The organism is Leclercia sp. CFBP8987, assembly GCF_034044995.2.
Classification (GTDB): Bacteria; Pseudomonadota; Gammaproteobacteria; order Enterobacterales; family Enterobacteriaceae; genus Enterobacter; species Enterobacter tamurae.
In genome coordinates, this window is record NZ_CM188255.1 from 1,051,056 (window position 1) to 1,077,102 (window position 26,047).

At 53.5% G+C, this 26,047-nt stretch carries 22 protein-coding genes; 10 read left to right on the forward strand and 12 right to left on the reverse strand.

What is annotated here, in order from left to right; genetic code table 11:
• Positions 1-208: 208 nt before the first annotated feature.
• The 3 genes from ppiD (at position 209) to SOM40_RS04940 (ending at position 3,083) form a co-directional block, all read left to right on the forward strand.
• Positions 209-2,080: a peptidylprolyl isomerase gene (ppiD, locus tag SOM40_RS04930; RefSeq protein WP_320530623.1), complete on the forward strand. Its 1,872-nt coding sequence runs from the start codon at positions 209-211 to the stop codon at positions 2,078-2,080.
• Between the two features lie 148 nt (positions 2,081-2,228).
• Complete coding sequence (locus SOM40_RS04935) at positions 2,229-2,588, forward strand: helix-hairpin-helix domain-containing protein (RefSeq protein WP_320530624.1); 360 nt, start codon at positions 2,229-2,231, stop codon at positions 2,586-2,588.
• Between the two features lie 96 nt (positions 2,589-2,684).
• Positions 2,685-3,083, forward strand: coding sequence for a YbgC/FadM family acyl-CoA thioesterase (locus SOM40_RS04940; protein WP_106992148.1), 399 nt, complete (start codon positions 2,685-2,687; stop codon positions 3,081-3,083).
• 54 nt (positions 3,084-3,137) lie between these two features.
• Here SOM40_RS04940 and queC read toward each other — a convergent pair whose 3' ends face one another.
• Both queC and SOM40_RS04950 read right to left on the reverse strand, forming a co-directional pair.
• Positions 3,138-3,833: a 7-cyano-7-deazaguanine synthase QueC gene (gene queC / locus SOM40_RS04945; protein ID WP_313824317.1), complete on the reverse strand. Its 696-nt coding sequence runs from the start codon at positions 3,831-3,833 to the stop codon at positions 3,138-3,140.
• A 66-nt stretch (positions 3,834-3,899) separates the two neighbouring features.
• Positions 3,900-5,600 (reverse strand): SgrR family transcriptional regulator, encoded by a 1,701-nt coding sequence (locus SOM40_RS04950; protein ID WP_225759402.1) that lies wholly within the window; start codon positions 5,598-5,600, stop codon positions 3,900-3,902.
• Between the two features lie 101 nt (positions 5,601-5,701).
• On the opposite strand from SOM40_RS04950, the gene cof reads away from it, so the two are divergent.
• Positions 5,702-6,520, forward strand: a complete 819-nt coding sequence (cof, locus tag SOM40_RS04955; RefSeq protein WP_313824318.1) for an HMP-PP phosphatase — start codon at positions 5,702-5,704, stop codon at positions 6,518-6,520.
• A 40-nt stretch (positions 6,521-6,560) separates the two neighbouring features.
• Here cof and SOM40_RS04960 read toward each other — a convergent pair whose 3' ends face one another.
• The gene (locus SOM40_RS04960) at positions 6,561-7,607 is read right to left on the reverse strand and encodes a PLP-dependent cysteine synthase family protein (protein WP_106992152.1); all 1,047 of its coding nucleotides are present in this window, start codon (positions 7,605-7,607) and stop codon (positions 6,561-6,563) included.
• Between the two features lie 116 nt (positions 7,608-7,723).
• Between SOM40_RS04960 and SOM40_RS04965 the strand changes: the two genes are divergently transcribed.
• The 5 genes from SOM40_RS04965 to amtB all read left to right on the forward strand — a co-directional run bounded on the left by SOM40_RS04965 (position 7,724) and on the right by amtB (position 13,623).
• On the forward strand, positions 7,724-8,182 hold the full coding sequence (locus SOM40_RS04965) for an Lrp/AsnC family transcriptional regulator (protein WP_106992153.1): 459 nt from the start codon (positions 7,724-7,726) through the stop codon (positions 8,180-8,182).
• A 42-nt stretch (positions 8,183-8,224) separates the two neighbouring features.
• Entirely contained in the window at positions 8,225-9,997 is a 1,773-nt protein-coding gene (locus SOM40_RS04970) for a SmdA family multidrug ABC transporter permease/ATP-binding protein (RefSeq protein ID WP_320530625.1), read from the forward strand.
• Positions 9,990-11,768, forward strand: a complete 1,779-nt coding sequence (locus SOM40_RS04975) for a SmdB family multidrug efflux ABC transporter permease/ATP-binding protein (protein ID WP_320530626.1) — start codon at positions 9,990-9,992, stop codon at positions 11,766-11,768. The genes SOM40_RS04970 and SOM40_RS04975 overlap by 8 nt, the downstream gene beginning before the upstream one ends.
• Positions 11,769-11,964: 196 nt before the next feature.
• Entirely contained in the window at positions 11,965-12,303 is a 339-nt protein-coding gene (gene glnK / locus SOM40_RS04980) for a P-II family nitrogen regulator (protein WP_032616849.1), read from the forward strand.
• Between the two features lie 33 nt (positions 12,304-12,336).
• Complete coding sequence (gene amtB / locus SOM40_RS04985) at positions 12,337-13,623, forward strand: ammonium transporter AmtB (RefSeq protein ID WP_166181738.1); 1,287 nt, start codon at positions 12,337-12,339, stop codon at positions 13,621-13,623.
• A gap of 97 nt (positions 13,624-13,720) precedes the next feature.
• Here the strand turns inward: amtB and tesB are convergent, their stop codons facing one another.
• From tesB to SOM40_RS05010, 5 genes are all read right to left on the reverse strand, one after another.
• Positions 13,721-14,581: an acyl-CoA thioesterase II gene (gene tesB / locus SOM40_RS04990; protein ID WP_106992157.1), complete on the reverse strand. Its 861-nt coding sequence runs from the start codon at positions 14,579-14,581 to the stop codon at positions 13,721-13,723.
• Positions 14,582-14,915: 334 nt separating this feature from the next.
• The gene (locus SOM40_RS04995) at positions 14,916-15,890 is read right to left on the reverse strand and encodes an alpha/beta hydrolase (RefSeq protein ID WP_106992795.1); all 975 of its coding nucleotides are present in this window, start codon (positions 15,888-15,890) and stop codon (positions 14,916-14,918) included.
• Positions 15,891-16,056: 166 nt separating this feature from the next.
• Positions 16,057-16,632: a helix-turn-helix domain-containing protein gene (locus SOM40_RS05000; RefSeq protein ID WP_320530627.1), complete on the reverse strand. Its 576-nt coding sequence runs from the start codon at positions 16,630-16,632 to the stop codon at positions 16,057-16,059.
• 75 nt (positions 16,633-16,707) lie between these two features.
• Positions 16,708-17,829 carry a porin gene (locus SOM40_RS05005; protein WP_320530628.1) on the reverse strand — a complete coding sequence of 374 codons (1,122 nt, stop codon included), beginning with the start codon at positions 17,827-17,829 and terminating at the stop codon, positions 16,708-16,710.
• Positions 17,830-17,900: 71 nt separating this feature from the next.
• Positions 17,901-18,341 carry a helix-turn-helix domain-containing protein gene (locus SOM40_RS05010; protein ID WP_261641938.1) on the reverse strand — a complete coding sequence of 147 codons (441 nt, stop codon included), beginning with the start codon at positions 18,339-18,341 and terminating at the stop codon, positions 17,901-17,903.
• Between the two features lie 504 nt (positions 18,342-18,845).
• Here SOM40_RS05010 and SOM40_RS05015 point away from each other — a divergent pair.
• Entirely contained in the window at positions 18,846-19,460 is a 615-nt protein-coding gene (locus SOM40_RS05015) for a response regulator transcription factor (RefSeq protein WP_106992161.1), read from the forward strand.
• A gap of 82 nt (positions 19,461-19,542) precedes the next feature.
• Here SOM40_RS05015 and SOM40_RS05020 read toward each other — a convergent pair whose 3' ends face one another.
• Genes SOM40_RS05020 through SOM40_RS05035 form a run of 4 tightly spaced genes read right to left on the reverse strand, consistent with a single transcriptional unit; the run spans position 19,543 to position 26,043 of the window.
• Positions 19,543-25,107 (reverse strand): ATP-binding sensor histidine kinase, encoded by a 5,565-nt coding sequence (locus tag SOM40_RS05020; RefSeq protein WP_320530629.1) that lies wholly within the window; start codon positions 25,105-25,107, stop codon positions 19,543-19,545.
• A complete protein-coding gene (locus SOM40_RS05025) occupies positions 25,104-25,490 on the reverse strand; it encodes a response regulator (RefSeq protein ID WP_106992163.1) in 387 nt (128 codons plus the stop codon). The genes SOM40_RS05020 and SOM40_RS05025 overlap by 4 nt, the downstream gene beginning before the upstream one ends.
• Positions 25,491-25,534: 44 nt before the next feature.
• Positions 25,535-25,789 (reverse strand): DUF1427 family protein, encoded by a 255-nt coding sequence (locus SOM40_RS05030; protein WP_106992164.1) that lies wholly within the window; start codon positions 25,787-25,789, stop codon positions 25,535-25,537.
• Positions 25,790-25,791: 2 nt separating this feature from the next.
• Complete coding sequence (locus SOM40_RS05035) at positions 25,792-26,043, reverse strand: DUF1427 family protein (protein WP_106992165.1); 252 nt, start codon at positions 26,041-26,043, stop codon at positions 25,792-25,794.
• Positions 26,044-26,047 lie beyond the last annotated feature (4 nt).

Sequence of the window (26,047 nt, forward strand, 5' to 3'; positions counted from 1 at the left end):
CTTTCTTACTTCAGGGAAGTTGAAAAGTACAAGGGCGCATCATTTGATGTGCCTTTTTTGTTTGTCCAGGCCTGATTTATGTGAGTTTATGCGAGTTGTGGGCTGACAATCGCCCCGGTTTCTTGTCACAATACGTCTTTATGCGCTGCGGTCAGGATTTCCGCCAGCGTCAGGTCACCAGTCACCTACAGCGGAGTGTGGTTACACCATGATGGACAGCTTACGCACGGCTGCTAACAGTCTCGTGCTCAAGATTATTTTCGGTATCATTATCGTGTCGTTCATTTTGACCGGCGTGAGCGGATACCTGATTGGCGGTAGTGCAAACTACGCCGCAAAAGTGAACGACCAGGAAATCAGCCGTGGGCAGTTTGAAAATGCATTTGCCGGTGAACGTAACCGCATGCAGCAACAGCTGGGCGAACAGTTCTCTGAACTGGCGGCGAATGAAGGGTACATGAAAAACCTGCGTCAGCAGACGCTGAACCGTCTTATCGACGAAGCGCTGCTGGATCAGTACGCCCGTGAGATCGGTCTGAGCATCAGCGACGATCAGGTCAAGAAAGCCATTTTCTCCACTCCGGCTTTCCAGAATGACGGCAAATTCGATAACACCCGCTATAACGCGATCGTGAATCAGATGGGGATGACGCCGGATCAATACGCTCAGGCGCTGCGTAACCAGCTGACCACTCAGCAACTGATCAACGCCGTAGTGGGCACCGACTTCATGCTCAAAGGCGAAGCGGATGAACTGGCAACGCTGGTTTCTCAGCAGCGCGTCGTGCGCGAAGCCACCTTCGACGTTAACGCCCTGGCTGCTAAACAGCAGGCGAGCGACGAAGAGGTGAAAAGCTACTACGAGCAGAACAAAAACAACTTCACCGCCCCGGAGCAGTTCCGCGTAAGCTACATCAAGCTGGATGCAGCGGCGATGCAGGAAAACGCTTCCGATGCCGAGATCCAGACTTACTACGATCAGCATCAGGATCAGTTCACTCAGCCACAGCGTAACCGTTTCAGCGTCATTCAGACCAAAACTGAAGCCGACGCCAAAGCGGCGCTGGATGAGTTGAACAAGGGCACTGACTTCGCCACGGTCGCGAAAGCGAAATCCACCGACATCATCTCTGCCAAAAATGGCGGTGACATGGGCTGGCTGGAAGAGGGCACCACGCCGGACGAGCTGAAAAATGCCGGTCTGAAAGAGAAAGGTCAACTTTCTGGAGTGATCAAATCCTCTGTTGGTTTCCTGGTTATGCGTCTGGATGATATCACCCCTGCGACCACCAAACCGCTGGCTGACGTCCGTGATGACATCGCGGCGAAAGTGAAGCAGGAGAAAGCGCTGGATGGCTTCTATGCGTTGCAGCAGAAGGTAAGCGACGCGGCCAGCAATGATAACGAATCACTGGCAGGCGCAGAGCAGGCAGCAGGTGCGAAAGCGGTCACTACCGGCTGGTTTGGTCGTGACAATCTGCCGGAAGAGCTGAACTTCAAACCGGTTGCGGATGCTATCTTCAACGGCGGTCTGGTAGGCGAAAACGGCACCCCGGGCAGCAACTCTGACATCATCACCGTCGACGGCGACCGCGCCTTTGTTCTGCGCGTGGCTGAGCACAAGCCAGAGTCGATTAAGCCGCTGGACGAGGTGAAAGATCAGATCGCTGCGCTGGTGAAACATAATAAAGCCGTGCAACAGGCGAAGCTGGATGCTGAGAAGCTGCTGGCTGAGCTGAAAGCGGGTAAAGGTGACGAGGCGCTGAAAGCGGCTGGCCTGAGCTTTGGTGAGGCCAGGACCCTGAGCCGTACTGGTCAGGATCCGATCAGCCAGGCGGCATTTGGTCTGAGCCTGCCGGCAAAAGACAAGCCGAGCTTCGGTATCGCCAACGATATGCAGGGCAACGTGGTGGTTCTGGCGCTGGACGAAGTGAAAGCGGGCACCATGCCGGAAGCGCAGAAGCAAGCGATGGTTCAGGGAATCACCCAGAACAACGCACAAATTGCCTTCGAAGCTCTGATGAGCAATCTGCGTAAAGAAGCCAAAATTAAGCTGGGCGATATCATGACCCAGCAGTAATTACGGCGCTGCTCGCAAATCTGAGCAACGTACTGCAACACCAAAAGGCCGCTTTCGCGGCCTTTTCCATTTCTGCAATCTGCTGTTTGTTCCGGAAAAGCGGCCCGTTTATGGTGAGTGAGCTGTCAACAAACAAGGAGAAAACAGCATGAAACATGGAATCAAAGCCCTCTATATTACGCTTGCCCTTATGTCTGCCGGGATGAGCCACTGCGCGCTGGCGGCGACACCAGCCGCCAAAACGCAGGTCGCACAAGGGAAGTCCGATGCACCGCCCCCACCCCAGCAGTCGAAAGCGGCGGAAGCGGAGAAGGGGCGGATCAGCATTAATTCCGCCCCGGCGGAGGAGCTGGCGCGGGTGATGAACGGCGTGGGGCTGAAGAAAGCCCAGGCAATTGTCAGCTACCGGGAAGAGTACGGCCCGTTTAAAACCCTCGACGATCTCAAGCAGGTCCCCGGTATGGGCGGTGCGCTGGTGGAGCGGAATCTTGCGTATCTGACGCTGTAATAACTTGCACAGTGGCAAAAATTTGCCAGGATAAAGAGGTCATACCAGTTATGACCTCTGACTCTTACAAATAACAACCCTGAAGGCTATTGCGCTATGCAGACCCAAATCAAAGTACGCGGTTATCACCTTGATGTTTATCAACACGTTAATAACGCACGTTATCTCGAGTTTCTCGAAGAGGCGCGCTGGGAAGGGCTGGAAAACAGCGACAGCTTTCAGTGGATGACCGAGCGGCGTATCGCCTTTGTGGTGGCGAATATCAACATTAACTATCGCCGTCCTGCGGTGCTCAGCGATCTCCTCACCGTCACCAGCCAGCTTCAGCAGCTGAACGGCAAAAGTGGGATATTAAGTCAGGTGGTGACGCTGGAACCGGAAGGGCAGGTGGTGGCAGATGCGTTAATTACTTTTGTCTGCATCGATTTGAAAACGCAGAAAGCGCTGCCGCTGGAAGGGGAACTGCGTGAGAAGCTGGAGCTGTTAATCACATAAGCCCGTTTTTGATGCCGGGCGAAGCAGATCCTTCACCCGGCAGGCTGGCCCGGATTAATTAAGACCGGTTTTCTTTTTCAGAGCCGCCATCACCCCGACTTTATCCGCCAGATAATGATTCAGGCCGTTGGCACGCAGATTACAGGCGGCGCACTGACCGCAGCCATCGCCCTGAATGCCGTTGTAGCAGGTCAGCGTTTCGTTACGCACCAGATCCAGCTTGCCCCAGTAGTCAGCCAGCGCCCAGGTTTCGGCTTTATCGAGCCACATCAGCGGCGTTTCGAAGCGGATATCTTTGGCCATCCCCAGACTCACTGCATGGTTGAGGGCTTTCACAAACTCGTCGCGACAGTCCGGGTAGCCGGAGAAGTCGGTTTCGCACACGCCGGTAATGATCGCTTCGGCTTTGACCTGGTAAGCATAGATGGCGGTTAGGGTCAGGAAGAGGATATTACGTCCCGGCACGAAGGTATTCGGGATCCCCTCGGCGTCCGGTTCGTAGTCCGGCACCGGAATACTGTCGCGGGTGAGGCTGCTCACCGCCAGTTCATTCAGCAGGGTGACATCCAGAACCTTATGCGCCCGTGCGCCGAGTTTCACCGCCAGTTTCTGCGCGACCTCAATCTCTTCGCTATGGCGCTGACCATAGTCAAAAGTCACGCAATGGACTTCATCATATTGCTGCAGAGCCTGAACCAGACAGGTGGTGGAGTCCTGGCCTCCACTGAACACGACAACGGCACGTTTCATTAATCTTCCCAACTTTGACGGTTAAAAACGTATGGTAACGTCTGCCCGTGGCGGCGACCAGCTTCTTCACGTTTTCGGGGCGGGCAGCCAGGCCTCGGTAAAATCAAACCAGCCGCGCGGATTCAGGCGGATGCCGTTCACCCCCGGCGGGGCGCTGATTTGATACTGATAGTTGAACAGCGGCGTCAGGACAGCACGCTCCATTAATTGTGCGAACACCTCTTTTAATGCCAGATGGCGCGCCGCGGCGTCGGGTTGAATCTGAACCGCATCCAGGGTCGCCATCAGGTGCGCAAACTGCGGGGCGCTGAGCAGATATGGCCAGAGCGCATCGCAGCGTAACCACTGCTCCAGGGTGTATTCCGGTGCCTCACCAATCAACCTGTCGCCCATCATGATATCGGCCTCCGCCAGGGCGGTGCAGCCATCCCAGGTTTTCGCGTCATGAAAAATCACCGTCAGCTGACAGCCTTCGTGGGCCAGGTAGCGTTTAAGCTGTTCCGCCATGGTGTGTAACTCTACCGGCAGGTGATAGATCAGGGTCAGCGTCTCCGGCAGAGCGATAGTTTGCGCCTGCGGCCACCGGGGGATAGACCATCCCGGGAGCAACTCCTGAGTCGGGGTGATGAGATTCTCGTCCAGCGGCAGGGTATGCAGCAGCGAGGTGTGATGAATGATGTCGATCAGCCTGCGGGCCTGGGCCTCGCTTAACCTGCCGCTCTGCTTCAGCGTGAGATAGCAAAAGCCGAGGCTGATGCTGTTACTGACCAGCCGCAGGCTGGCGAGTTCTTCCGGCTCGCCAATAGCGATCTGCACCGGATGGCGGCAGCTGGTGCCTAAATCCTGGTCAAAAAGCTGGGGGGTGATCCAGTATTCGATGGCTTTCAGCAGCGGATGGCCCAGATGATACTGCTCGTGGCTCTCGAGCCGGACCAGATCCGCGTCGTATATCGCCAGCCGAAACGGTCCGCTCCCCGTCAGGGGCTGTTCAGGGTGAGCAAGACGACTGCAATAGCTCGCCAGACGGTGCGCCAGCCAGTAATCCGGCTGATGTAACACGAAGGTCAGGCACTGCGGGTGGGTCACCGCAATTTGCTTCACGCTGTTAAACAGTTTGCGCAGTGCGGGCAGGGTGAGCAGCCGTGCCAGCTGGCTCTGGAGCTGAGCCGCCTCGACTTTGTCCCCGTTATGCCAGTGCAGCGTGGAGCGAATATAGAAGTGCCAGCGCAGCCCGTCGGCTGAGATCTCCCAGTGATGCGCCAGATCGCCGCCCGGTTCGCTGCTGGTGTCGCTGAACCGCGTCAGGCCGGAAAAGATCTGCCCGACCAGATGCTGCTCGGCGCGGCCGGGCAAAAAGCCCGGATGGAGCGGATCGAGGGGCCGGTAATAGGGAATGCGCAGCGTCGGGGTATTGTTCTGCCACTGCCCGCCGAGAAAAGGATGCAGCAGGGCACGCAGCGCCTGGGGTGCCAGCTGGGCCAGTTCCAGCGCGTTGTGCTGCTGACCGTTTTTGAGCGCCTGCTCCATCATCGTATTGCGTAGCGATTCTGGCGTGACGTGAAAGCGCAGCTCACCGCGCTTACCGCGCCCGGACTGTGCCTGCCAGCTTAGCCAGCCCGCCTCCTGGGCCTGACGCAAAAGCGTGCGCACATGTCGTTCGCTGCAAAAACAGCGGCTGGCCAGTTCGGCCACGCTCACCTGTTGCGGCGCACCGGCTGAGGGCTGCCACAGTCTCTGGTACTGATTAAGTCGATTAAGCTGGCGCATAGTAAACCCGGAACAATAATTTCCATCTATTCAGTATTACTTCCGTATATATCACGCAATACTGATGCACAAGTTAACCTCCTCACATTTTCGGAGTTCCCATGGCGCGGCTGGCTGCATTTGATATGGACGGCACCTTGTTAATGCCGGACCACCGTTTAGGCGACAAGACGCTGAGCACGCTTAAGCGACTGCATGAGCGCGACATTACGCTCACCTTCGCCACCGGACGGCATGTGCTGGAGATGCGCCACCTGATGGGCGCGCTTGCCCTCGATGCGTTTTTGATTACCGGCAACGGGACGCGCATTCACTCCCTGGAAGGCGAGGTGCTCTATCGTCAGGATTTGGCGCCGGACGTGGCGGAGCAGGTGCTGCATACCACCTGGGATACCCAGGCCAGCATTCACGTGTTTAATGATACTGGCTGGCTGACCGGAAAAGAGATCCCGGCGCTGCTGGACGCGCACGTCTACAGCGGCTTCCAGTATCAGCTGACCGATCTGCGCCGTATTCCGGCGCACGCGGTGACCAAAATCTGTTTCTGCAGCGATCACGACGATCTCTGCCGCCTGCGCATTCAGCTTAACGAGGCGCTGGGTAACCGCGCGCACCTGACCTTCTCGGCAATAGATTGCCTCGAAGTGCTGCCGGTCGGGTGCAACAAAGGGTCTGCCCTGGCGGTGCTGAGCGATCATCTGGGCTTAACGATGCAGGAGTGTATGGCGTTTGGCGATGCGATGAACGATCGCGAGATGCTGGGCAGCGTAGGCCGCGGTCTGATCATGGGCAATGCGATGCCGCAGCTGATCGCTGAGCTCTCGCATTTACCGGTTATCGGACACTGCCGCAACGAGGCCGTGTCCCACTTTTTAACCCATTGGCTGGATACACCCGATCTTCCTTATTCCCCCGAATAGTGAGACCCTTCCAGCAAGCCAGACGACAGTCTGGCTTTTTTTATTTTACCAGCCGGGCAATCTCCGCCAGCCACGGCGTCACGTCACCAATGTTGGCTTTCACCCACTCCGCGTTGTAGTAGGTATCCAGGTAGCGCTCGCCGCTGTCGCACAGCAAGGTAACGATCGAGCCGGTTTCCCCGGCGTCACGCATCCGCGCGGCCAGCTGCAATGCGCCCCACATATTGGTCCCGGTAGAGGCCCCAACCTTGCGCCCCAGCTGCGTTTCCAGCCAGTGGGCGGTGGCGACGCTGGCAGCATCTGGCACCCGGAGCATTTCGTCCACCACGTCAGGAATAAACGACGGCTCGACGCGCGGACGGCCAATCCCTTCTATTTTACTGCCTACCGGGCTGCGCAGGGCGGGGTCGCGCTGCTGCCAGTAATCGAGAAACACCGAGTTCTGCGGATCCACCACCATCAGGCGGGTATCGTACCCCTGGCAGCGAATATAGCGGCCAATGGTAGCCGAGGTGCCGCCGGTCCCGGCGCTCATTACGATATGGGCCGGCACCGGATGGGGCTCATTTTGCATCTGACGGAAAATACTGTCGGCAATGTTGTTATTGCCGCGCCAGTCCGTTGCCCGCTCCGCGAAGGTAAACTGGTCCATATAGTGACCGTTCAGCTCCCGGGCCAGCATCTCTGAGGCGGCATAAATTTCGCAGGCGCTTTCGACGAAATGGCAGAGTCCACCATAAAATTCGATCTGTTCGATTTTGCGTTTCGCCGTGCAGGAGGGCATCACGGCGATAAACGGCAGGCCGAGCAGGCGGGCAAAATAGGCCTCAGAGACGGCGGTTGAGCCGGAGGACGATTCGATGATGGTGGTGCCTTCATTGATCCAGCCGTTACACAGCCCATACAGGAACAGCGAGCGCGCCAGACGGTGCTTCAGGCTGCCGGTCGGGTGGGTGCTTTCGTCTTTCAGATAGAGCTGAATCCCGGCAAAACCCGGGAGAGTCAGGCGAATAAGGTGTGTATCCGCCGAGCGCTGATAATCGGCGTTAATTTCACTGATGGCGGTTTTAACCCAGGTGCTATTCATCGCGGTAATCCGTTTGTCATTTTGTGCCCAGCATAGCGAAAAGCACAGAAAAAATTGTTGCTATCTGGCCTTTAAAATAGAATGTAAGGAGAAAAATTTTCTCTGCGGGGGTGGGTATGCTAGATAAAATTGACCGTAAGCTGCTGTCCTTACTGCAAAGCGACTGCACCCTCTCTTTGCAGGCACTGGCGGATGCCGTTAATCTGACCACCACGCCCTGCTGGAAACGCCTCAAGCGACTCGAAGATGAAGGCATCCTGCTGGGACGCGTGGCGCTGCTCGATCCCGAAAAACTGGGGCTTGGATTGACGGCCTTTGTTCTGATAAAAACGCAGCATCACAGCAGCGACTGGTACTGTGGATTCGTCAGCGTGGTATCGGAAATGCCGGAAGTGCTGGGCTTCTGGCGCATGGCGGGCGAATACGACTACCTGATGCGCGTTCAGGTGGCGGACATGAAACGCTATGATGATTTCTACAAACGGCTGGTCAACAGCGTGCCAGGTCTGTCGAATGTCACCTCCAGCTTTGCGATGGAACAGATTAAATACACCACCGCCTTACCCATTGAATAACTTCCCGGCCTGGCCGGAATACGATCCTCAGGAAAAGACCGCGTGCGATTATTTGCTCAGTTAAGCTGGTACTTTCGCCGGGAGTGGCAACGCTATCTCGGTGCAGTGGCTCTGCTTATTATCATTGCCGTTCTGCAGCTCATCCCGCCGAAAGTGGTGGGCTATGTCGTGGACGGCGTTACGGAACAGCATTACACCACCGCACGGGTGATGATGTGGATCGGCACGCTGGTGCTGACGGCGGTGGTGGTCTATCTGCTGCGCTATGTCTGGCGTGTGCTGCTGTTCGGGGCCTCCTACCAGCTGGCAGTGGAGCTGCGGGAAGATTTTTACCGCCAGCTTAGCCGCCAGCATCCGGAATTTTATCTCCGCCATCGCACCGGGGACCTGATCGCCCGTGCCACCAACGATGTGGATCGCGTGGTCTTTGCCGCCGGGGAAGGGGTGCTGACCCTGGTGGATTCGCTGGTGATGGGCTGCGCGGTGCTGATTGTGATGTCCACCCAAATCAGCTGGCAGCTGACGCTGCTGGCCCTGCTGCCGATGCCGATTATGGCGCTGGCGATCAAACGCTACGGCGACCAGCTGCATGAACGCTTCAAGCTGGCCCAGGCGGCATTCTCCTCGCTCAACGACCGCACCCAGGAGAGCCTGACCAGTATCCGGATGATCAAAGCCTTCGGCCTGGAAGATCGCCAGTCGGCGCTGTTTGCCGCCGATGCCGCCGATACCGGAGCCAAAAACCTGCGCGTCGCCCGCATCGACGCCCGCTTCGATCCCACCATTTATATCGCCATTGGCACCGCTAACCTGCTGGCCATCGGCGGCGGCAGCTGGATGGTGATTAACGGTTCGCTGACCCTCGGCCAACTGACCAGCTTTGCCATGTATCTGGGGCTGATGATCTGGCCGATGCTGGCTCTGGCCTGGATGTTTAATATCGTCGAGCGCGGCAGTGCGGCCTACACCCGGATCCGCGCCATGCTTGCCGAGGCGCCAGTGGTGAATGACGGCAGCGAGCCGGTGCCGCCGGGCCGCGGTGAGCTGAATGTCGCCGTCCGCGCCTTTACCTATCCGCACACTGAGCAGGTGATCCTCGAAAACGTCAGCTTCAGGCTGCAACCCGGGCAGATGCTGGGCATTTGCGGCCCAACGGGTGCTGGAAAGAGCACCATTCTGTCGCTGATCCAGCGCCACTTTGATATTGACCAGGGCGAGATCCGCTTCCATGACATACCTCTGACGCAGCTGCAGCTGGATAGCTGGCGCAGCCGGCTGGCGGTGGTGAGCCAGACGCCGTTCCTCTTTTCCGATACGGTTGCCAACAATATTGCGCTGGGTTGCCCGCAAGCCACCCGGGAAGCGATCGAGCACGTTGCCCGTCTCGCCAGCGTGCATGAAGATATCCTGCGCCTGCCCCAGGGCTATGAAACCGAAGTGGGGGAGCGCGGGGTGATGCTCTCGGGCGGGCAGAAGCAGCGTATTTCTATTGCCCGCGCGCTGCTGCTCAATGCCGAAATCTTGCTCCTCGACGATGCCCTGTCTGCCGTCGATGGTCGCACTGAACACCAGATCCTGCATAACCTGCGACAGTGGGGAGAAGGGCGCACGGTGATCATCAGCGCCCATCGTCTGTCGGCCCTGACCGAGGCGAACGAAATTCTGGTGATGCAGCACGGACATATTGCGCAGCGCGGGCAGCATGAACAACTGGCGGACCAGCCGGGATGGTATCGCGATATGTATCGCTATCAACAACTGGAAGCGGCGCTGGATGACGTGCCGGATATGAATGAGGAGGCCGCCGATGCGTAGTTTTTCCCAGCTGTGGCCGACCCTTAAACGCCTCCTGGCGTATGGCTCGCCGTGGCGCAAACCGCTCTCGCTGGCGGTGGTGTTGCTGTGGATTGCGGCCATTGCCGAAGTGACCGGCCCGCTGCTGATCAGCTATTTCATCGACAACATGGTGGCGAAAAACTACCTCCCGCTCGGTCTGGTGGCCGGGCTGGCGGTGGCCTATATCGGCCTGCAGTTGCTGGCGGCCGGGCTGCACTACGCCCAGTCGCTGCTGTTTAACCAGGCCGCCGTCGGGGTGGTACAGCAGCTGCGTATCGACGTGATGGATGCCGCCCTGCGCCAGCCGCTGAGCGCGTTCGATACCCAGCCCGTCGGGCAGATCATCTCCCGTGTCACCAACGATACGGAAGTGATCCGCGATCTCTATGTCACGGTGGTGGCCACGGTGCTGCGCAGCGCCGCGCTGGTCGGCGCCATGCTGGTGGCGATGTTCAGTCTCGAGTGGCGCATGGCGCTGGTGGCGATGGCCATCTTCCCGGCGGTAATGATTGTGATGCTGATCTATCAGCGTTACAGCACGCCGATTGTCCGTCGCGTGCGCGCCTATCTGGCGGATATCAACGACGGCTTTAACGAAGTCATCAACGGCATGAGCGTCATCCAGCAGTTCCGCCAGCAGGAGCGCTTTGGCGAGCGGATGGGCGAAGCCAGCCGCTCCCACTATATGGCCCGCATGCAGACCCTGCGGCTGGACGGTTTTCTTCTGCGTCCGCTGCTCAGCCTGTTCTCGGCGCTGGTGTTGTGCGGGCTGCTGATGCAGTTTGGTTTCGCCGCAGGCGGTACTATTGAGGTCGGGGTGCTGTACGCCTTTATCAGCTATCTGGGCCGTCTAAACGAACCCCTGATTGAGCTCACCACTCAGCAGTCGATGCTGCAGCAGGCGGTGGTCGCCGGTGAACGCGTCTTTGAGCTGATGGATCGCCCGCGTCAGGCCTACGGCGATGACGATCGCGACCTGCAAAGCGGCACCATTGAATTTGATCATGTCTCCTTTGCCTATCGCGACGATCGGCTGGTGTTGCAGGATATCGATCTGAAGGTGCCGTCCCGGAGTTTTGTCGCCCTGGTGGGCCATACCGGCAGCGGTAAAAGTACCCTCGCCAGCCTGCTGATGGGCTACTACCCGCTTACCGAAGGGCAAATTCGCCTCGACGGTCGTCCTCTCGCGACCCTGAGCCACGCCGTGCTGCGTAAAGGGGTGGCGATGGTGCAACAGGATCCGGTGGTGCTGGCCGACACCTTCTTCGCTAACGTCACGCTTGGGCGACCGTTCAGCGAGGAGCAGGTGTGGGAGGTGCTGGAGAAAGTGCAGCTGGCAGAGCTGGCGCGCGGCCTGCACGACAACATTCACACCCGGTTGGGCGAACAGGGGAATAACCTCTCCGTCGGGCAAAAACAGCTTCTGGCCCTCGCCCGGGTGTTGATTGATACCCCGCAGGTGCTGATCCTCGATGAGGCCACGGCCAGCATCGACTCCGGCACCGAGCAGGCGATCCAGCAGGCGCTGGCCGCGGTGCGTGAACAGACCACCCTGGTGGTGATTGCCCACCGACTGTCGACCATTGTCGAGGCAGATACCATTCTGGTGCTTCATCGTGGCCAGGCGGTAGAGCGCGGCACCCACAAGCAACTGCTTGAGGCGAAAGGGCGTTACTGGCAGATGTATCAACTGCAGCTGGCCGGTGAAGAGCTGGCCGCCAGCTCGCGGGAAGAGTCGCTCAGCGCCTGATGCACTAAAATTAAGCAACCTGCCAGCCGCTGAATCGGTTGGTGCAAAAATGAAACGCATCATGCACTGTCATGGTGCGTTTTTTTTCGCCATCACGTCGCCACGCCTCATCCTTCCTCCTTTTTCAATTCTGGCACATCCCTTGCAATACCTAATCAGTTCGCGAGCCATTACCGAATTCTGACTGGAGGGATATATGAAGCTGGTTACCGTGGTCATCAAACCATTCAAGCTCGAAGACGTGCGTGAAGCACTCTCTTCAATGGGTATTCAGGGACTGACCGTCACCGAGGTGAAAGGCTTTGGGCGACAGAAAGGTCATGCGGAGCTGTACCGGGGCGCCGAATACAGCGTCAACTTCCTGCCAAAAGTGAAGATTGACGTGGCGATTGCCGACGATCAGCTGGATGAGGTTATCGACGTGATTAGTAAAGCAGCCTACACCGGCAAAATTGGCGACGGCAAAATTTTCGTTGCTGAGCTGCAGCGCGTTATTCGCATTCGTACCGGCGAAGCTGACGAAGCGGCACTGTAAAACATCAGGCACACAGTGATAGGGATCGAGAAAATGAACACAACAACACTCAAAGCAGGTCTGGGGTCTCTGGCACTGCTGCCGGGGCTGGCAATGGCTGCACCGGCGGTGGCAGACAAAGCCGATAACGCCTTTATGATGATTTGCACCGCGCTGGTGCTGTTTATGACCATTCCGGGGATTGCGCTGTTTTACGGCGGCCTGATCCGCGGTAAAAACGTTCTCTCCATGCTCACCCAGGTGACGGTCACCTTCGCGCTGGTGTGCGTTCTGTGGGTGGTCTACGGCTACTCGCTGGCCTTCGGGGAGGGCAACGCCTTCTTCGGCAGCTTTAACTGGGCGATGCTGAAAAATATCGAGCTGACCGCGGTAATGGGCAGCTTCTATCAGTACATCCACGTCGCGTTTCAGGGCTCGTTCGCCTGTATCACCGTTGGGCTGATTGTCGGGGCGCTGGCGGAACGTATTCGCTTCTCCGCGGTGCTGATCTTCGTGGTGGTATGGCTGACGCTCTCCTATGTGCCGGTAGCGCATATGGTCTGGGGTGGCGGTCTGCTGGCCTCCCATGGCGCGCTGGACTTTGCTGGCGGCACCGTGGTGCACATCAACGCCGCAGTGGCGGGCCTGGTGGGTGCATATCTGATCGGCAAACGCGTCGGTTTTGGCAAAGAAGCCTTCAAGCCGCACAACCTGCCGATGGTCTTTACCGGCACCGCGATCCTCTACTTCGGCTGGTTTGGCTTTAACGCCGGTTCTGCCAGTGCAGCAAACGAAATCGCGGCGCTGGCCTTCGTGAACACCGTTGTGGCCACGGCGGGCGCAATCCTCTCGTGGATCTTTGGCGAGTGGGCAGTACGCGGTAAACCTTCCCTGCTGGGTGCCTGTTCCGGAGCCATTGCCGGTCTGGTTGGCATCACCCCGGCCTGTGGTTTTGTCGGTGTTGGCGGTGCGCTGATCATCGGTATCGTGGCGGGCCTGGCGGGTCTGTGGGGCGTCACTGCGCTGAAACGTGTTCTGCGTGTGGACGATCCTTGTGATGTGTTTGGCGTGCACGGCGTGTGCGGCATTGTTGGCTGCCTCATGACTGGCTTCTTTGCCTCTACTTCACTGGGCGGCGTCGGCTACGCAGAAGGCGTGACCATGGGTCATCAGGTGCTGGTGCAGCTGGAAAGTATCGGCCTCACGGTGGTCTGGTCGGGTGTAGTGGCCTTTATCGGCTACAAACTGGCAGATATGACGGTGGGTCTGCGCGTACCGGAAGAGCAGGAGCGCGAAGGTCTGGACGTCAACAGCCACGGCGAGAATGCGTATAACGCCTGATAAGCAGCAAAACGGCAACCTCGGTTGCCGTTTTTAGTGTTTGTTCCCTCTCCCCGTGGGAGAGGGTCAGGGTGAGGGCATCAGGCCGCACATACCGTCATCCCCGGTTGCGCATCACCCCTTCCTGCACCGTAGACGCCACCAGCACCCCATCCTGGGTATAGAACTCACCGCGAACAAACCCGCGCGCGCTCGACGCCGAGGTGCTCTCCACGCTGTACAGCAGCCAGTCGTTCATATCGAACGGACGGTGGAACCACATCGAATGATCGATAGTGGCAACCTGCATCCCTTTCTCGAGGAAACCCACGCCGTGCGGCTGCAGGGCAACCGGCAGGAAGTTGAAATCGGACGCGTAACCCAGCAGATACTGATGGACGCGGAAATCTTCCGGCACTGTGCCATTGGCGCGGATCCAGACCTGACGCGCCGGTTCGGCGGTATGGCCCTTCATCGGGTTATGGAACTCAACCGGGCGGATCTCCAGCGGCTTGTCGCAGAGAAACTTCTCTTTAACCTGCGGGGGCAGCAGATGCGCCAGCGCACGGGCAATGTCCGTTTCAGACTTTAATTCGTCCGGCGCCGGGGCTGGGGGCATTGTTTTCTGATGCTCATAGCCCGGCTCCGGGGCCTGGAACGACGCGGTCATATAGAAGATCGGCTTGCCGTTCTGCACTGCCGCCACGCGGCGGGCGCTGAAGCTGTTGCCGTCGCGCAGGACTTCCACGTCATAGACGATCGGTTTCTGGCTGTCGCCAGGACGCAAAAAGTAGCTGTGAAAGGAGTGCACAAAGCGTTCTGCAGGTACTGTCTCTTTAGCTGCGTAGAGGGCCTGTCCTACAACCTGACCGCCGAATACCTGGCGCAAGCCCAGATCTTCGCTTTGTCCCCGAAAGAGTCCTTCTTCAATTTTTTCCAGGTTTAATAATGTCAGCAGATTGCCTAGTGCCTGACTCATAGTCGTCCTCAATTAAAACGCCGTGGCGAAAGATAGGCAGAGTATAACGCATAGATCTCAATAGTCGATTTGAAGAATTTCAAAGAATTAAACAATAGTTGAGCGTTTTTAAAACAGCAGATGACGTTGATTGAGTCCATCAAAATAACTTTTCGGTCAGTTCTTTTTTGGTGCTGATTTATTTTGCAGTACGCCACTGGCAAGAGAAGGTAAATCGAGAAAGACATTTATTAAATGAAAAATTAAAAATGACATTTAACATTATTAAAAAAGCCCGCGTGCCGCGGGCATAAAGTATTACAAGTAGATCAGTGGAAGGTAATATTCAGGACAGTTACTGCAGATGCGTTTTAAGTTCAGAAGATGCCTGTTGTAAGGCGGTACGCACGGTAGGCTCCTGGCTCAGGGCATTCAGAAGTCCATAGTCATGGATCATGCCGTTATAGCGGGTCACTGTCACCGGAACACCGGCGGCATCGAGCTTACGACCAAAAGCTTCGCCCTCATCACGAAGTACATCCAGCTCGGCAGTCTGAATGAGCGTCGGTGGTAATCCTTTCAATTCAGCGGCACTGGCGCGCAGAGGCGAAGCGAGAATGTTAGCGCGATCCTGCTCTGAGGTTGTGTAATTGTCCCAGAACCACTTCATCATGTTTTTAGTAAGGAAATGATTTTCCGCAAACTGATTGTAAGACTCATTAGAAAAGTGGGCATCCGTTACCGGCCACAGCATTACATTGTAGCGGACGGCTGGGCTATGGTTTCGCTCGGCCTGCAATGCTACTGATGCCACCATATTGCCACCCACGCTGTTACCGACAAGTGCAAGACGCTTTCCGTCAACACCAATTTCAGCACCGTTCTGTGCAACCCACTTAGTTGCCTCATAGGCCTGCGTAATGGCCACCGGGAAGTGTGCTTCGGGAGACGGGGTGTAGTTTACAAACACGGCTGCAGCCCCGGATCCGTTTACAAGATCACGGACCAGGCGTTCATGGGTCTGGAAGTCACCCAGTACCCAGCCGCCGCCGTGGAAAAACATAAATACCGGTAGAGTCCCGGTCGCGTTTTCCGGTTTAACAATGGTTAAAGTGAGCGGTTTGCCAAGAACGGTAATTGTCTTCTCAGAAACACTGGCAGGAGGTAATTTGATCCCTGACTGCGCACCAATAAGCACGTTACGTGCTTCGGGCACAGATAATTGCTCAATAGGTTTTCCGCCTGCGCTATTCAGAGCCTGAAGAAACGCGTCCACACCTTTTGTAGGCGAAGGTGTATTCTCCATGGAGCCCGCAAATGCTGCGCTCATCTGAGCAGCAAGAAGTACCGCTAACGCTTTGATTTTAAAATTCACAAATATCCCCTGTAATAAAATTGTTTAGTCATAACCCATTTAACGCTTTATCGTTACCGCAGATTAGTATCACGGCAGTGAAATTAATGCTTTCCGGTACGAGGAAATATAATCCAGATAATTATTTTTTAGTGATTAACGATTCAAGAATGCTGATTAACCACTTATTATTTAGTGTGAAGTTTTGCCTTATATATCCGGGCGTAAAACCTGTAAGTTCCCTGATGGTTCGTGTAAACGAGACCTGGCAGTTGAAGCCATTTTCAAGAGCCACGTCCAGTAGGGGCTTATCACCCTGTATTAAGGCATAAATAACGTTAATGACTCTCCGGGTACGCACAAATTCATATACGCTAAAGCCTGTTAACTGGTTAAACGTACGTTGCAGATGCCATACTGAATATCCACTTTTGCGTGATATTTCCTGCACGCTCAGGGGGGCGCTGAGGCGATCCTCAATCCAGACGACCATTTCCTGGATAACGGCAAACATTTTTTCGCTACGCACGCCCAGTCGGGCAGAGGCTGTATTGCTGAGCTCGACTTCTTTCACACCATCCTCGTTAAGAGGGATATGCAAATGAAGCGTTATCTGTTTATCTTTCTCCCTTACCCTCATATAAGGCAGGCGAGTCGTGTTCACGGCAGGAAAAAATGATGCTCTTGTCTGAATATGATGGTATGCAGTCTGCAACATGTTTTTACCTTCACAATAGTTCGGCTGCAAATAGTGCAACGCTGATAAGCCTCACAGATTTTGTCGAGTTCGGTATCAGAATTGATACACCAGGCCTAAAGCCACAATGTCATCGGTCGAAACGCCTGCTGCTTTGGTGAAGGTATTTTTGTCAACCATGTTAATTTTATAATCCACGTATGCCAGCATATTGCGGTTGAAGTTGTAAGATGTTCCAAAATCAACAAACTTAACTAAATCCTGCTTCCCAAAGACTGCCGCATCTCCAGCTCGTCCGAGATCTTTAGCACGTAACTGGTTGTACGCAATGAAAGGAACCCATCCTGAATCAAAGGTATACTGGGCAAAAACTTCGAATATCCGTGACTCATTTGCGAAGCCATAAATGTCTGAACTGGCACTTGAACCAAAGCGTGAGGCGTTATAAGCCTGGGTAAACATTACCCCGAGATAGACATTATTTGCTTCATATTTGAGAGAGGCAGAATAAGCTTCAGCGTTGTCGCCGCGCCCCATCATACCCGGTGTATTATTTTGTTCGTTCGTCCGGTCGGAGTGGGTAAACGCACCGACAGCTTTTATGCCATTTTCAAACGCATATGAAATCGACATGCCATAACCGGCACCATTCTGGCGTAACACATCCCTGGCGCCTGGTTCGCCACTACCATCATTTTTTGCCTGGTATTGAAGGGCAAAATTGAGATCGTCCACCAGCCCAAAAAAGTCTGTATTGCGGTAGGTAACCAGACTATTACCTCGACGGAACATAAACTGATCGGTGTTATAGGTTTGAGCATCAAATTCAGGTTGCATATCTGTCTGGCTTAGTGCGTCATATAACACGCCTGCATTGCGCCCATAATCTAACGACCCAAAATCTTCTACTTTAATACCTGCAAAAGCGAGACGAGTAAACATGGATTCATTTTTACTCTCTGGCTGATTCGCATTAAATTGACTCTGCCATTGACCATAACCCGTCAGCATATCTGATATTTGCGTCTGGCCTTTAAAGCCGACACGCATATAAGATTGATCGCCATCCTGACTTTTATCGTCAGTAATGTAATGCAAACCTGAAACAAGACCGTACAAATCCAGTCTATTGCCACTCTTGTTATAAATTTCCGCAGCTGATGCTTCTCCTACCAGTACAATTAATGGCGCGGCCAAGGCCACATAATTAAATCTCATCTCTTTCCCTTTAAAATGGTGTTGTATGCTTCATTTCTTATTATGGTTTTGCACAGTTTCAGGTTAAAGTTTTAAAAAAAAACGCCTTCATATTCTTTGCAAATTTTTCCGGAAATTCTGTAAAAAATATCCTCTTGCCCGGAGCACTCTTTTCTAAACCGAGACGGTGTTTTATCGAAATATTTCTTAAATGTCCGGCTGAAATTTTGTTGACTTGTAAATCCATTTTCACAGGCAACGTCTTTTAGGTCTTTGTCGGTAAAGGCAATGGAATGCGCAGCCCTTGCTATACGCCTTACTCGAATGTACGTCGCAAGGTTATAGCCTGTTTGTTCGCGAAATACTCTCTGGAAATGCCAACGGCTATACCCGCTTCGGTGGCTGACAGCCTTAACCCGAAAACATTCGTCATACAGATTCTCTTCGATCCAGGGCAGGATATCTTTTATGACATTAGATATGATTTTATTATTCACCATCTCTATCTGCTGGTCAGAGGTCGCATGTGCCATATGATTTTCCAGTATACAAATTTAACAGCCGTGTAAGGTTGGGAGCAGGAATGAACAAGTTTGTCTGGGAATAATTATCGGTGATGAGGCAAGAAACCTGTAGTATACAAAGGGATAGTTATACCGTGGGATAATTATACTAATGGATAATTGAAAACCCTTGCCGGATGCAAGCATGTATAAAATATCATCGCTTTTTTTAGTTTCAAAAATCAGACATTCATTACCCGCCATGAGTGCCTGAGTTTTTGTTAAAGAGAGTGTTATTATTTAGCTTTAAATCACAATGCGAAAATGTATAGCATTATCGGTGCTACAACCACCAAAACCAAAGCCATACATCCTGTAGTGATATTAGGCATTCTCCCAATGACCATTTCCATACAAAGAATGCGATTATTTCTAAGCGTGTTTCATACGAAACTTTATTTCAAAAGCATAATTAAAAGGATATATTGAGGCACCTGTAAATTACAGCACTCTGCAGAGTCATAATGAGTCAATATGATGAAAAAAGTTTATATCGTGGATGACGATGAATCCGTCATTGATGCGCTGCAAAATCTTCTCCGTTCAGAAGGTTTTCAAATCGAAGCGTTTACCTCGCCCTCAGAATTCCTGAACTTACAAGGCTATGTCACCCCCAGTTGCCTCATCGTTGACCTGAACATGCCGGGATTTGATGGGTTTGATGTTTCAACGGTGCTCAATGAGCGAGGCTACTCGATCCCAACAATTTTCCTGACAGGGCATGGCACTATCCCTGTGTCTGTTAAAGCGATGAAGGCAGGTGCGTTTGAGTTCCTCACCAAGCCAGTGCTCCCGGATGAGCTGATAATCAGTGTCTCAGACGCATTGGCCTTGTCAGAAAAAGGTGCGGCACAGTCTCAGGAAAAACTGCTCCTTACTACGCGTTATAATTCTCTTACACCTCGAGAAAGAGAGCTGATGCAGCATATCATTCGTGGATTGCTGAATAAGCAGATTGCTTCAGAAATGGAAATTAGTGAAATCACAGCCAAAGTACATAAACGGCGGGTTCTGGACAAAATGGTGGTACGGTCTGTACCTGAGCTCATAAGAGCTGCTGAAAAACTTGGAATTCTTCATGATAATTAACTGCCCTGACTGGCAATAAATGCTGTGTCGCCAGAGTAGTTAACCTGTCTCCCGCAACATGCTGCGGGAGTAGTGAAAGGACTTAATTAGACTGAGCTATCACCGGAAGCGTAAACCAGAACAGACTCCCCCCTTCCAGGCGATTTTCCGCGCTTAATATCCCGCCATGTCGCTTGATTATTGCATGGCTGATGGTTAATCCCATTCCCATACCTTCAGGCTTAGTGGTGTAGAAGGAATCAAAGATTTTATCGATGACCTCGCCAGAAAGTCCCGTTCCGCTATCAGCGACTTCAATTCTAATCAGAGCATCTGAAGGATTATAAGACGAGATTTTTAATGTCCGTGATCCTTTATTGTGCACCATCGCTTCGATCGCATTAATCGCAAGGTTTAACAATACCTGCTGAATTTGAACGCTCTGGCACATGATCGCATCACTATGTGCAGCGAGATCGAGTTCAAGCGCAACGGCCCGGCGCTCCAGCTCAAGGCGGGAAAGATTTATGATGTCCCTTGTGATCACATGCAGACTCGCGGGTGCAAGTTCGGAGGCCTGGTTACGGGTCAGCGCCTGCAGCCCACGTATTATTTCGCCAGCCCGACGTCCTTCCCGTATGATCTCATCGAGACTACTTACAACATGCTCCAGATGGGCAGGGTCACGTTTCAACCAACGTTGGCTTGCGCCGGCATTCGCGACAATCGACATCAGAGGCTGATTTATTTCGTGCGCGATTGAAGAGGTCAACTGGCCAACGGTAGTAGCACGTGCCACACGCGCAAGTTCCACCTGAGCGATCCTGACGGCATCTTCAGCCTGGCGCTGAGGGGTAATGTCGGTAAGCGTACCGAAGTATTCAGCAACCGCTGGCCAGTTCTCATTCGGTTCGCCAATGCCTTTTATATAACGGCATTCCCCATCATCCCGGATAATACGAAACTCGGCCTGCATAATCCCCCCATGGCTCACGCTCGTTTCTATCAGCTCACGCAGAGACTGAATATCATCCGGGTGTACACGACTTTGAAATTCAGCCATAGAGGTTGTAGTTTGCTCTGCTGGCAATCCCATAATGCGTTTATATTCGTCTGTGATGTACTGAATGTCAGGCTCAACATGCCAGTGCCAGGTTCCGGTATGACTGATTTTTTCACCAAGAATCAGTGAGGTCTGACTTGCCCGTAGCTGCTTCTCAATTTTTCTCCGCTGATTGTTTTCATCAACCAGTTCGGCATACAGGCGGGCAGTTTCAAGTGAGACCGCGGCCTGGGCACCTAACATTGAAACAATCCTGGAGTGATCGGCAGTAAAGACATCAGGCATTAACCTGTTCTCCAGATACAGCACGCCTACCATCTGCGCCTGCCTGAACATCGGGACGCACATAACGGCTGCACCAGATGCAACCAGATAATTGTCCTGGCTAAAGGGATTGAATGCCTCTGGTTTGCCGGTACGGATCTCCTGCCCGGTTCTGATAACTGCTGAAAGAACCGAAAGTGGCAGATCGGTGGCTGTGGGTATTTCCCTGACGATTCTGACCTTAATGCCATCTATCGTTGTAGACGCCTTTGCCTGAATTTCAGGAACGGTGCCATCAATCAAACGGATCAGCATGCAGTGTTGCGCACCCGCGCGCTCGACCAGCATCATCATCAGGATATGGATCAGACGATCCAGATTAATTTCTTCTGTAAGGGCGCGCATGACGGTCACCATACTCTGCAGATCGCTTATCACCGCGCTGTGTTCAAAGGAGACGGTACTCAGCGCTGTCTGAGAGTGAGGGCTGGCAAGCGTCGGGTACTGTGCTTCCAACTGATGCACCTTGGCGCCAGCCCCCCAACGATCCCATGCGGCAATGGCCCCTTTAATATATCCCTCAGAAGCAAAGGGCATGTTTCTGGTGATTGCCATTCGCGCAGCCAGTTCGCACGCCAGCCCGTTGATGTGATGGAACTGACCTTCGCGGGATAACGTAATCGCTTTTTCAAAATATTCTGCGGCCTGTGCGGTCTCCCCCTCCAGACGAAGCAGCTCAGCACGTAACAGTGCTTCTTTATCGCTGAACGTTTTGGCGTTTTCATTGGACCAGGTCACTATCCGATCGAGATGGATGTTCAACTGCTGACGCAACGCGTCATTCATAGTTCCTGAAGTAAGCGGTACCGTGAGTGAAAGGGCGCTATACAGATGAAAATCAAGCATATGGATATGCCCGGGTATAAGTCGGGTATAGGGCTCTGCCTCCCTGAACCAACGATCGGCTGCAGCGTATTCATTAGCAAAGAAGTGCGCCATGCCTTTATAAAGCCGCGACCAGAACTGCATAAGGAACATGGGTTCTACCGATTTTTCAGGCTTAACAACCTCAAGCACCGGTGGCAGGAAATCGTCCCCCGAAAACGAAGTGCCGCGGGTTTTTCGCAGAAATGATACATAATCCTGCTGCATGCTCAGGATCACTTCAACATCCTGATACTGCACCTTACGGACGAACTGAATACCGCGGGAGATGGCAGTATGCACGCTTTCGAGATGATCCCCCCGGGCGAGATAGTTCATGACGATGTGCCGTAGAGCCAGACAGGCTGATGTCCGGTCGCCCGTTTCGACGCCTACGTCAAAGGCCGCTTTCGCGCGCTCGATGGCATAACTCAGCGGCATGGTCCAGACACTGACCTGATCGAGTGGCAGAAGCGTGCGCGCTTTGAAGCTGACAAAGTCGTGCTTGTACACTAATTCCCGGGCCAGCAGGGTGCTGGCGAAACCACGGCTGTATTCATCATATTGATCGCCGCATACGACCCCGTACCATGACAGCGCCAATGTTGATGCCCCGCTCAGCCCGCGGGCCATGCTGAGATGAAGCAATTTACAAAGGAGCATAAAGTGCAGACGAGGATTGGTGAATGCAGCAAAGGTACTGGCGCTGGCCAGCAGATTCATTATGGCTGCCGTGTCCTTGCAGGTTACTACCGGCAGCGACCGGAATCGGGTATAAGGGTTTTTACCAACGTCATCCTTAAGCACAATCCTTGCTTCATCACACTCCTGCTGGCTCGGATTACGATTCAGGTGAATGCCAAATACCGCAAGCCAGGCAAGAGCCGTTTCCAGTGCGAGCTGGCTGTCCGACTGACGCATGTGAATTTCAGCTATCAGACAAGCGGCCTCTGCTTTATCTGTTATCTCCCCTGGAAGAGACTGGATTGTGTTACATAACTCCAGCGCGGCAGGTAAATTGCCGTTAAGAAATTCACACTCAGCTTCCTCGAGCAGAAACTCTACGCTTTCTTCATTGCCCGCACTGCCATTGATTAAACGGGTTATCTTCAGATAACGCAGTGCCGAAACGTAATCGCCTGTCATTTTTGCTCGTCTGGCGGCATTTATCATTAACTGGCATAACGCCAGAGCATTGTGCGTCAGTAATGAAAGATTTTTCACGGAGAGCAAATGGTGTGCAGCTCTGAAAAGAAGTGCGTTCGTGATATCCAGGCTGGATTCGTGCATGTAATAGTGAAGAGCCGCGTAATGGAACCCATCTTTTTCTTCGTCGGCCAGCAGTCCAAGTGCCGCCTCGTGCATGCTGCCATGCAAAAATGCATAACCTGTTGCATTCAGCGAGACCAGCCTGGCCGTGACGGCTGGCATAAGCGTCAGTTCAATATCTTTTACTGATTCATTGATAATTTTGCCGGTGACATTCAGTTCACCCGAACTCCCCAGAGAAGCTAACTTGCCCAAAAGTATCCGGGTCGGAAGGGGCAACGTAGATATATTGTGTAGCACACTGGCGGCCACATTTTGCGTATAGTGGCAGTTTTTGAGCGCCTGCGAATCATATGCCCATTTAAAGGGGGCATCGTGCGTAATTAAACCGTCGCTGACAGCCTGTCTGAAAAATTCATGGGTCGCTAGCGGATTGCCATCTGTTTTTTCATGAATGATCTCTGCCAGTTCCGCTGTTTCCTGATGACGGCTATGGAAAAGTCCGGCAAGCCAGTCAGCAATATTTTTTTCTGAAAGCGGGGCAGGCGTAATATCCGTAATGCGCGCAGCACAGGAGCGAATACGGTTCAGGTTGGCTGCGATGGTAGGGCAGGGTAAAGAAACGCTGTCTCTATGAGTAATCACCAGTAATAGCGGAATATCTTCGCTTAACGTGAGCAGATTTTGCAGCAGGAGAAGTGTGGCTTGATCGGCCCAGTGGACGTCGTCAATAAGAATCACCAGCGGACGTCCCGGTGCCGTAAAGGCTTTAACCAGGCTACATGCCACAAGATTGAGACGATCGCGTGCATCCAGAGAATGCGCATGGGTCTGAACCGTTGCCCTCTGATTCAGTAGTATCCCAAGCTCCGGAACCAGGTTCACTGCCAGTCCGACGTATTTTCCCAACAGCTGTGTAATATGTGTTTTCCAGCGAGTCATCTCTTCTGTTGGAAGGCCCAGAACATGCAGAGCCAGCGTTCTGAATGCCGCAGTAAATACGGCGTAAGGTAAAACAGGAGAGTGCTGATCCGCTTTTACAACCGTAATTAAAGCGTTTTTATTACGAAGCAGTTTTAAAGACGAAGCAATAAGGGAGGATTTACCCGAACCCGGTACGCCACTTATTGCTACCACTCTATGCTGGCCGCTTTTGCTGACATCCTCAAAAGCAGAAAGGATCTCCTGTGCCTGTGAATGCTCCGTAAAAAGGATTTCTGGTGCAAAGGTGGAAGGCTGCAAATCCTGAAGCCCGAGAGCGAAAGGCTCTATGATCCCATCAGGCCTTAGTGTGGAAGCACACCGACGAAGATCGGCCAGCAAGCCCTCGACGGTTTGATATCGATACTCCGGTGATTTGGCCAGCAATCGCATAATAATAGAAGACAAAACAAGCGGCACATCCTGGCGGATCATATGTGGAGGCAGGGCTTCGGAGGCAATATGATGATGGACCCACTCAGCATGGCCTCCTTCAGCGTTGCCATAAGGCAATCGCCCGGTCAGTAATTCATACAGCACGATGCCAAGGCTATAGAGATCGCTGATCTTATCGACCGGATGGGAAGAGCGGTAGGTATGTTCTGGAGACATATAAGCCAGCGTCCCCCCTGAAACCGGAATGCTGGACTGCTGAAGAAGATCGTTCTGTATTAATGAAAGCCCAAACCCACCAAGGCGAACGTCGCCCTCATCGTTGAAAAAGAAATTAGCAGGCTTTATGTCACCATGCACCAGTCCATGCTGATGGACCATGCTTAACGTTGCGCTGAGTTTTACTGCACAACTGAGAAATTCCGGAATAGTGCCGGGCGGCATGCACAACATATCGGCCAGAGTACGATAAGTGAAAGGATGATAAACCAGCGCGTAACGCCCTTGATAAAGGGTATGTCGTTGGGGTTGCAGCGACCAGCTCTCAGATAATTTTGCGCGAAGGCCATATTCATTTTTGAGCAACCCGGTGACATGAAATAGCGACTCTTCATTTCCTGCAGTCGCAAGGACAAAGGTCTCCCCCGTCGTGGCATGCTGGCACAAGAACCAGTCAATATTCCCTTCCTGGGCCAGGAGGTTGAAGCTAACTTCCTCTGACAGGACCAGCTGATCGTTTTCTGCTGTATTTAACACTTCCGGATTCGTTCTCATTGAGGAGCGACCTTCGGGGAGAACTCATGACGAATATATTCAAATAATGTATCAATTTCGATCGGCTTAGGCAGAAACGCAAGTGCGCCCAAATCGAGAGCCTGTTGCAACATCCCTTCATCGCCGTTGCCGGAAATGATAATACCCGGCGGTTTTTCAAGTCGCCGGGTAAGATTGATGAAAAGCTCAAAACCATTCATGCCTTTCAATTGCACATCAATGATAAAAAGCGCGGCATTTGCCATCGCTGCTTCATCACAAAGAAGAGATTCCGCCGACTCGAAGGCTTCGGTCAGATAGCCTTCAGACTGGAGCAGGTTGGTTAGACCGTTGCGGACAGAACGTTCATCATCGACGACGACAATGCGCTGCGACAGCTGCATGCTGTTTTCCTTTAAAAATTCACTTACTTATATGTGGCGCTGACTCAGGAGGTTTTGTCACCGGAGGGCGGTGGGGTGTCCCCGATTTTATGGTGATACTCATGACGGAACCAATGGAAATTAATAGGCTCGCGTTTAATTACTTTTTTAATCAGTGGGATAGCGTGCTCACCGATCTGCATTCCTAACAGTCCCACCAGAGCAATAATAGGTGGAGCCGGCGAGTTAACGTCGAGGATGGCATAAACAAGCCCAGCCAGAATACCTACAGATAACGAAACAGAATAGGTTTTCAACATAGTCAGCCCGCCTGTTTTGTACTGAGTGTGGTTAATGGCGGCCGCGTTTCCTGAGCAACCTGTGTATGTTGGCTGGCCGGGACCCAGGCAGTCGATTCGCTGTGAAAGAGTTTTCCACCCAGCGCACTGCCGATAACCATCCCAAGCAGGCCCACAAGCGCCACCGCCGGCGGAGCCGGAGACTGGACCTTCAGCAGGGCATACATCACACCGATTAATGCTCCCGCACCCAGAGAAATCAATAAAGGACTCACAGGT

Excerpts from the sequence above, each read along its gene's own strand:
- glnK (WP_032616849.1), top strand. The coding sequence starts at position 11,965 with ATGAAGCTGGTTACCGTGGTCATCAAACCATTCAAGCTCGAAGACGTG.
- SOM40_RS05030 (WP_106992164.1), bottom strand. The coding sequence starts at position 25,789 with ATGTTGAAAACCTATTCTGTTTCGTTATCTGTAGGTATTCTGGCTGGG.
- SOM40_RS05000 (WP_320530627.1), bottom strand. The coding sequence starts at position 16,632 with ATGTTGCAGACTGCATACCATCATATTCAGACAAGAGCATCATTTTTT.
- SOM40_RS05025 (WP_106992163.1), bottom strand. The coding sequence starts at position 25,490 with ATGCAGCTGTCGCAGCGCATTGTCGTCGTCGATGATGAACGTTCTGTC.
- SOM40_RS04995 (WP_106992795.1), bottom strand. The coding sequence starts at position 15,890 with ATGAGCGCAGCATTTGCGGGCTCCATGGAGAATACACCTTCGCCTACA.
- cof (WP_313824318.1), top strand. The coding sequence starts at position 5,702 with ATGGCGCGGCTGGCTGCATTTGATATGGACGGCACCTTGTTAATGCCG.
- SOM40_RS05005 (WP_320530628.1), bottom strand. The coding sequence starts at position 17,829 with ATGAGATTTAATTATGTGGCCTTGGCCGCGCCATTAATTGTACTGGTA.
- amtB (WP_166181738.1), top strand. The coding sequence starts at position 12,337 with ATGAACACAACAACACTCAAAGCAGGTCTGGGGTCTCTGGCACTGCTG.
- tesB (WP_106992157.1), bottom strand. The coding sequence starts at position 14,581 with ATGAGTCAGGCACTAGGCAATCTGCTGACATTATTAAACCTGGAAAAA.
- SOM40_RS05015 (WP_106992161.1), top strand. The coding sequence starts at position 18,846 with ATGATGAAAAAAGTTTATATCGTGGATGACGATGAATCCGTCATTGAT.
- SOM40_RS04940 (WP_106992148.1), top strand. The coding sequence starts at position 2,685 with ATGCAGACCCAAATCAAAGTACGCGGTTATCACCTTGATGTTTATCAA.
- SOM40_RS05010 (WP_261641938.1), bottom strand. The coding sequence starts at position 18,341 with ATGGCACATGCGACCTCTGACCAGCAGATAGAGATGGTGAATAATAAA.
- ppiD (WP_320530623.1), top strand. The coding sequence starts at position 209 with ATGATGGACAGCTTACGCACGGCTGCTAACAGTCTCGTGCTCAAGATT.
- SOM40_RS04965 (WP_106992153.1), top strand. The coding sequence starts at position 7,724 with ATGCTAGATAAAATTGACCGTAAGCTGCTGTCCTTACTGCAAAGCGAC.
- queC (WP_313824317.1), bottom strand. The coding sequence starts at position 3,833 with ATGAAACGTGCCGTTGTCGTGTTCAGTGGAGGCCAGGACTCCACCACC.
- SOM40_RS04960 (WP_106992152.1), bottom strand. The coding sequence starts at position 7,607 with ATGAATAGCACCTGGGTTAAAACCGCCATCAGTGAAATTAACGCCGAT.
- SOM40_RS04975 (WP_320530626.1), top strand. The coding sequence starts at position 9,990 with ATGCGTAGTTTTTCCCAGCTGTGGCCGACCCTTAAACGCCTCCTGGCG.
- SOM40_RS05020 (WP_320530629.1), bottom strand. The coding sequence starts at position 25,107 with ATGAGAACGAATCCGGAAGTGTTAAATACAGCAGAAAACGATCAGCTG.
- SOM40_RS04950 (WP_225759402.1), bottom strand. The coding sequence starts at position 5,600 with ATGCGCCAGCTTAATCGACTTAATCAGTACCAGAGACTGTGGCAGCCC.
- SOM40_RS04935 (WP_320530624.1), top strand. The coding sequence starts at position 2,229 with ATGAAACATGGAATCAAAGCCCTCTATATTACGCTTGCCCTTATGTCT.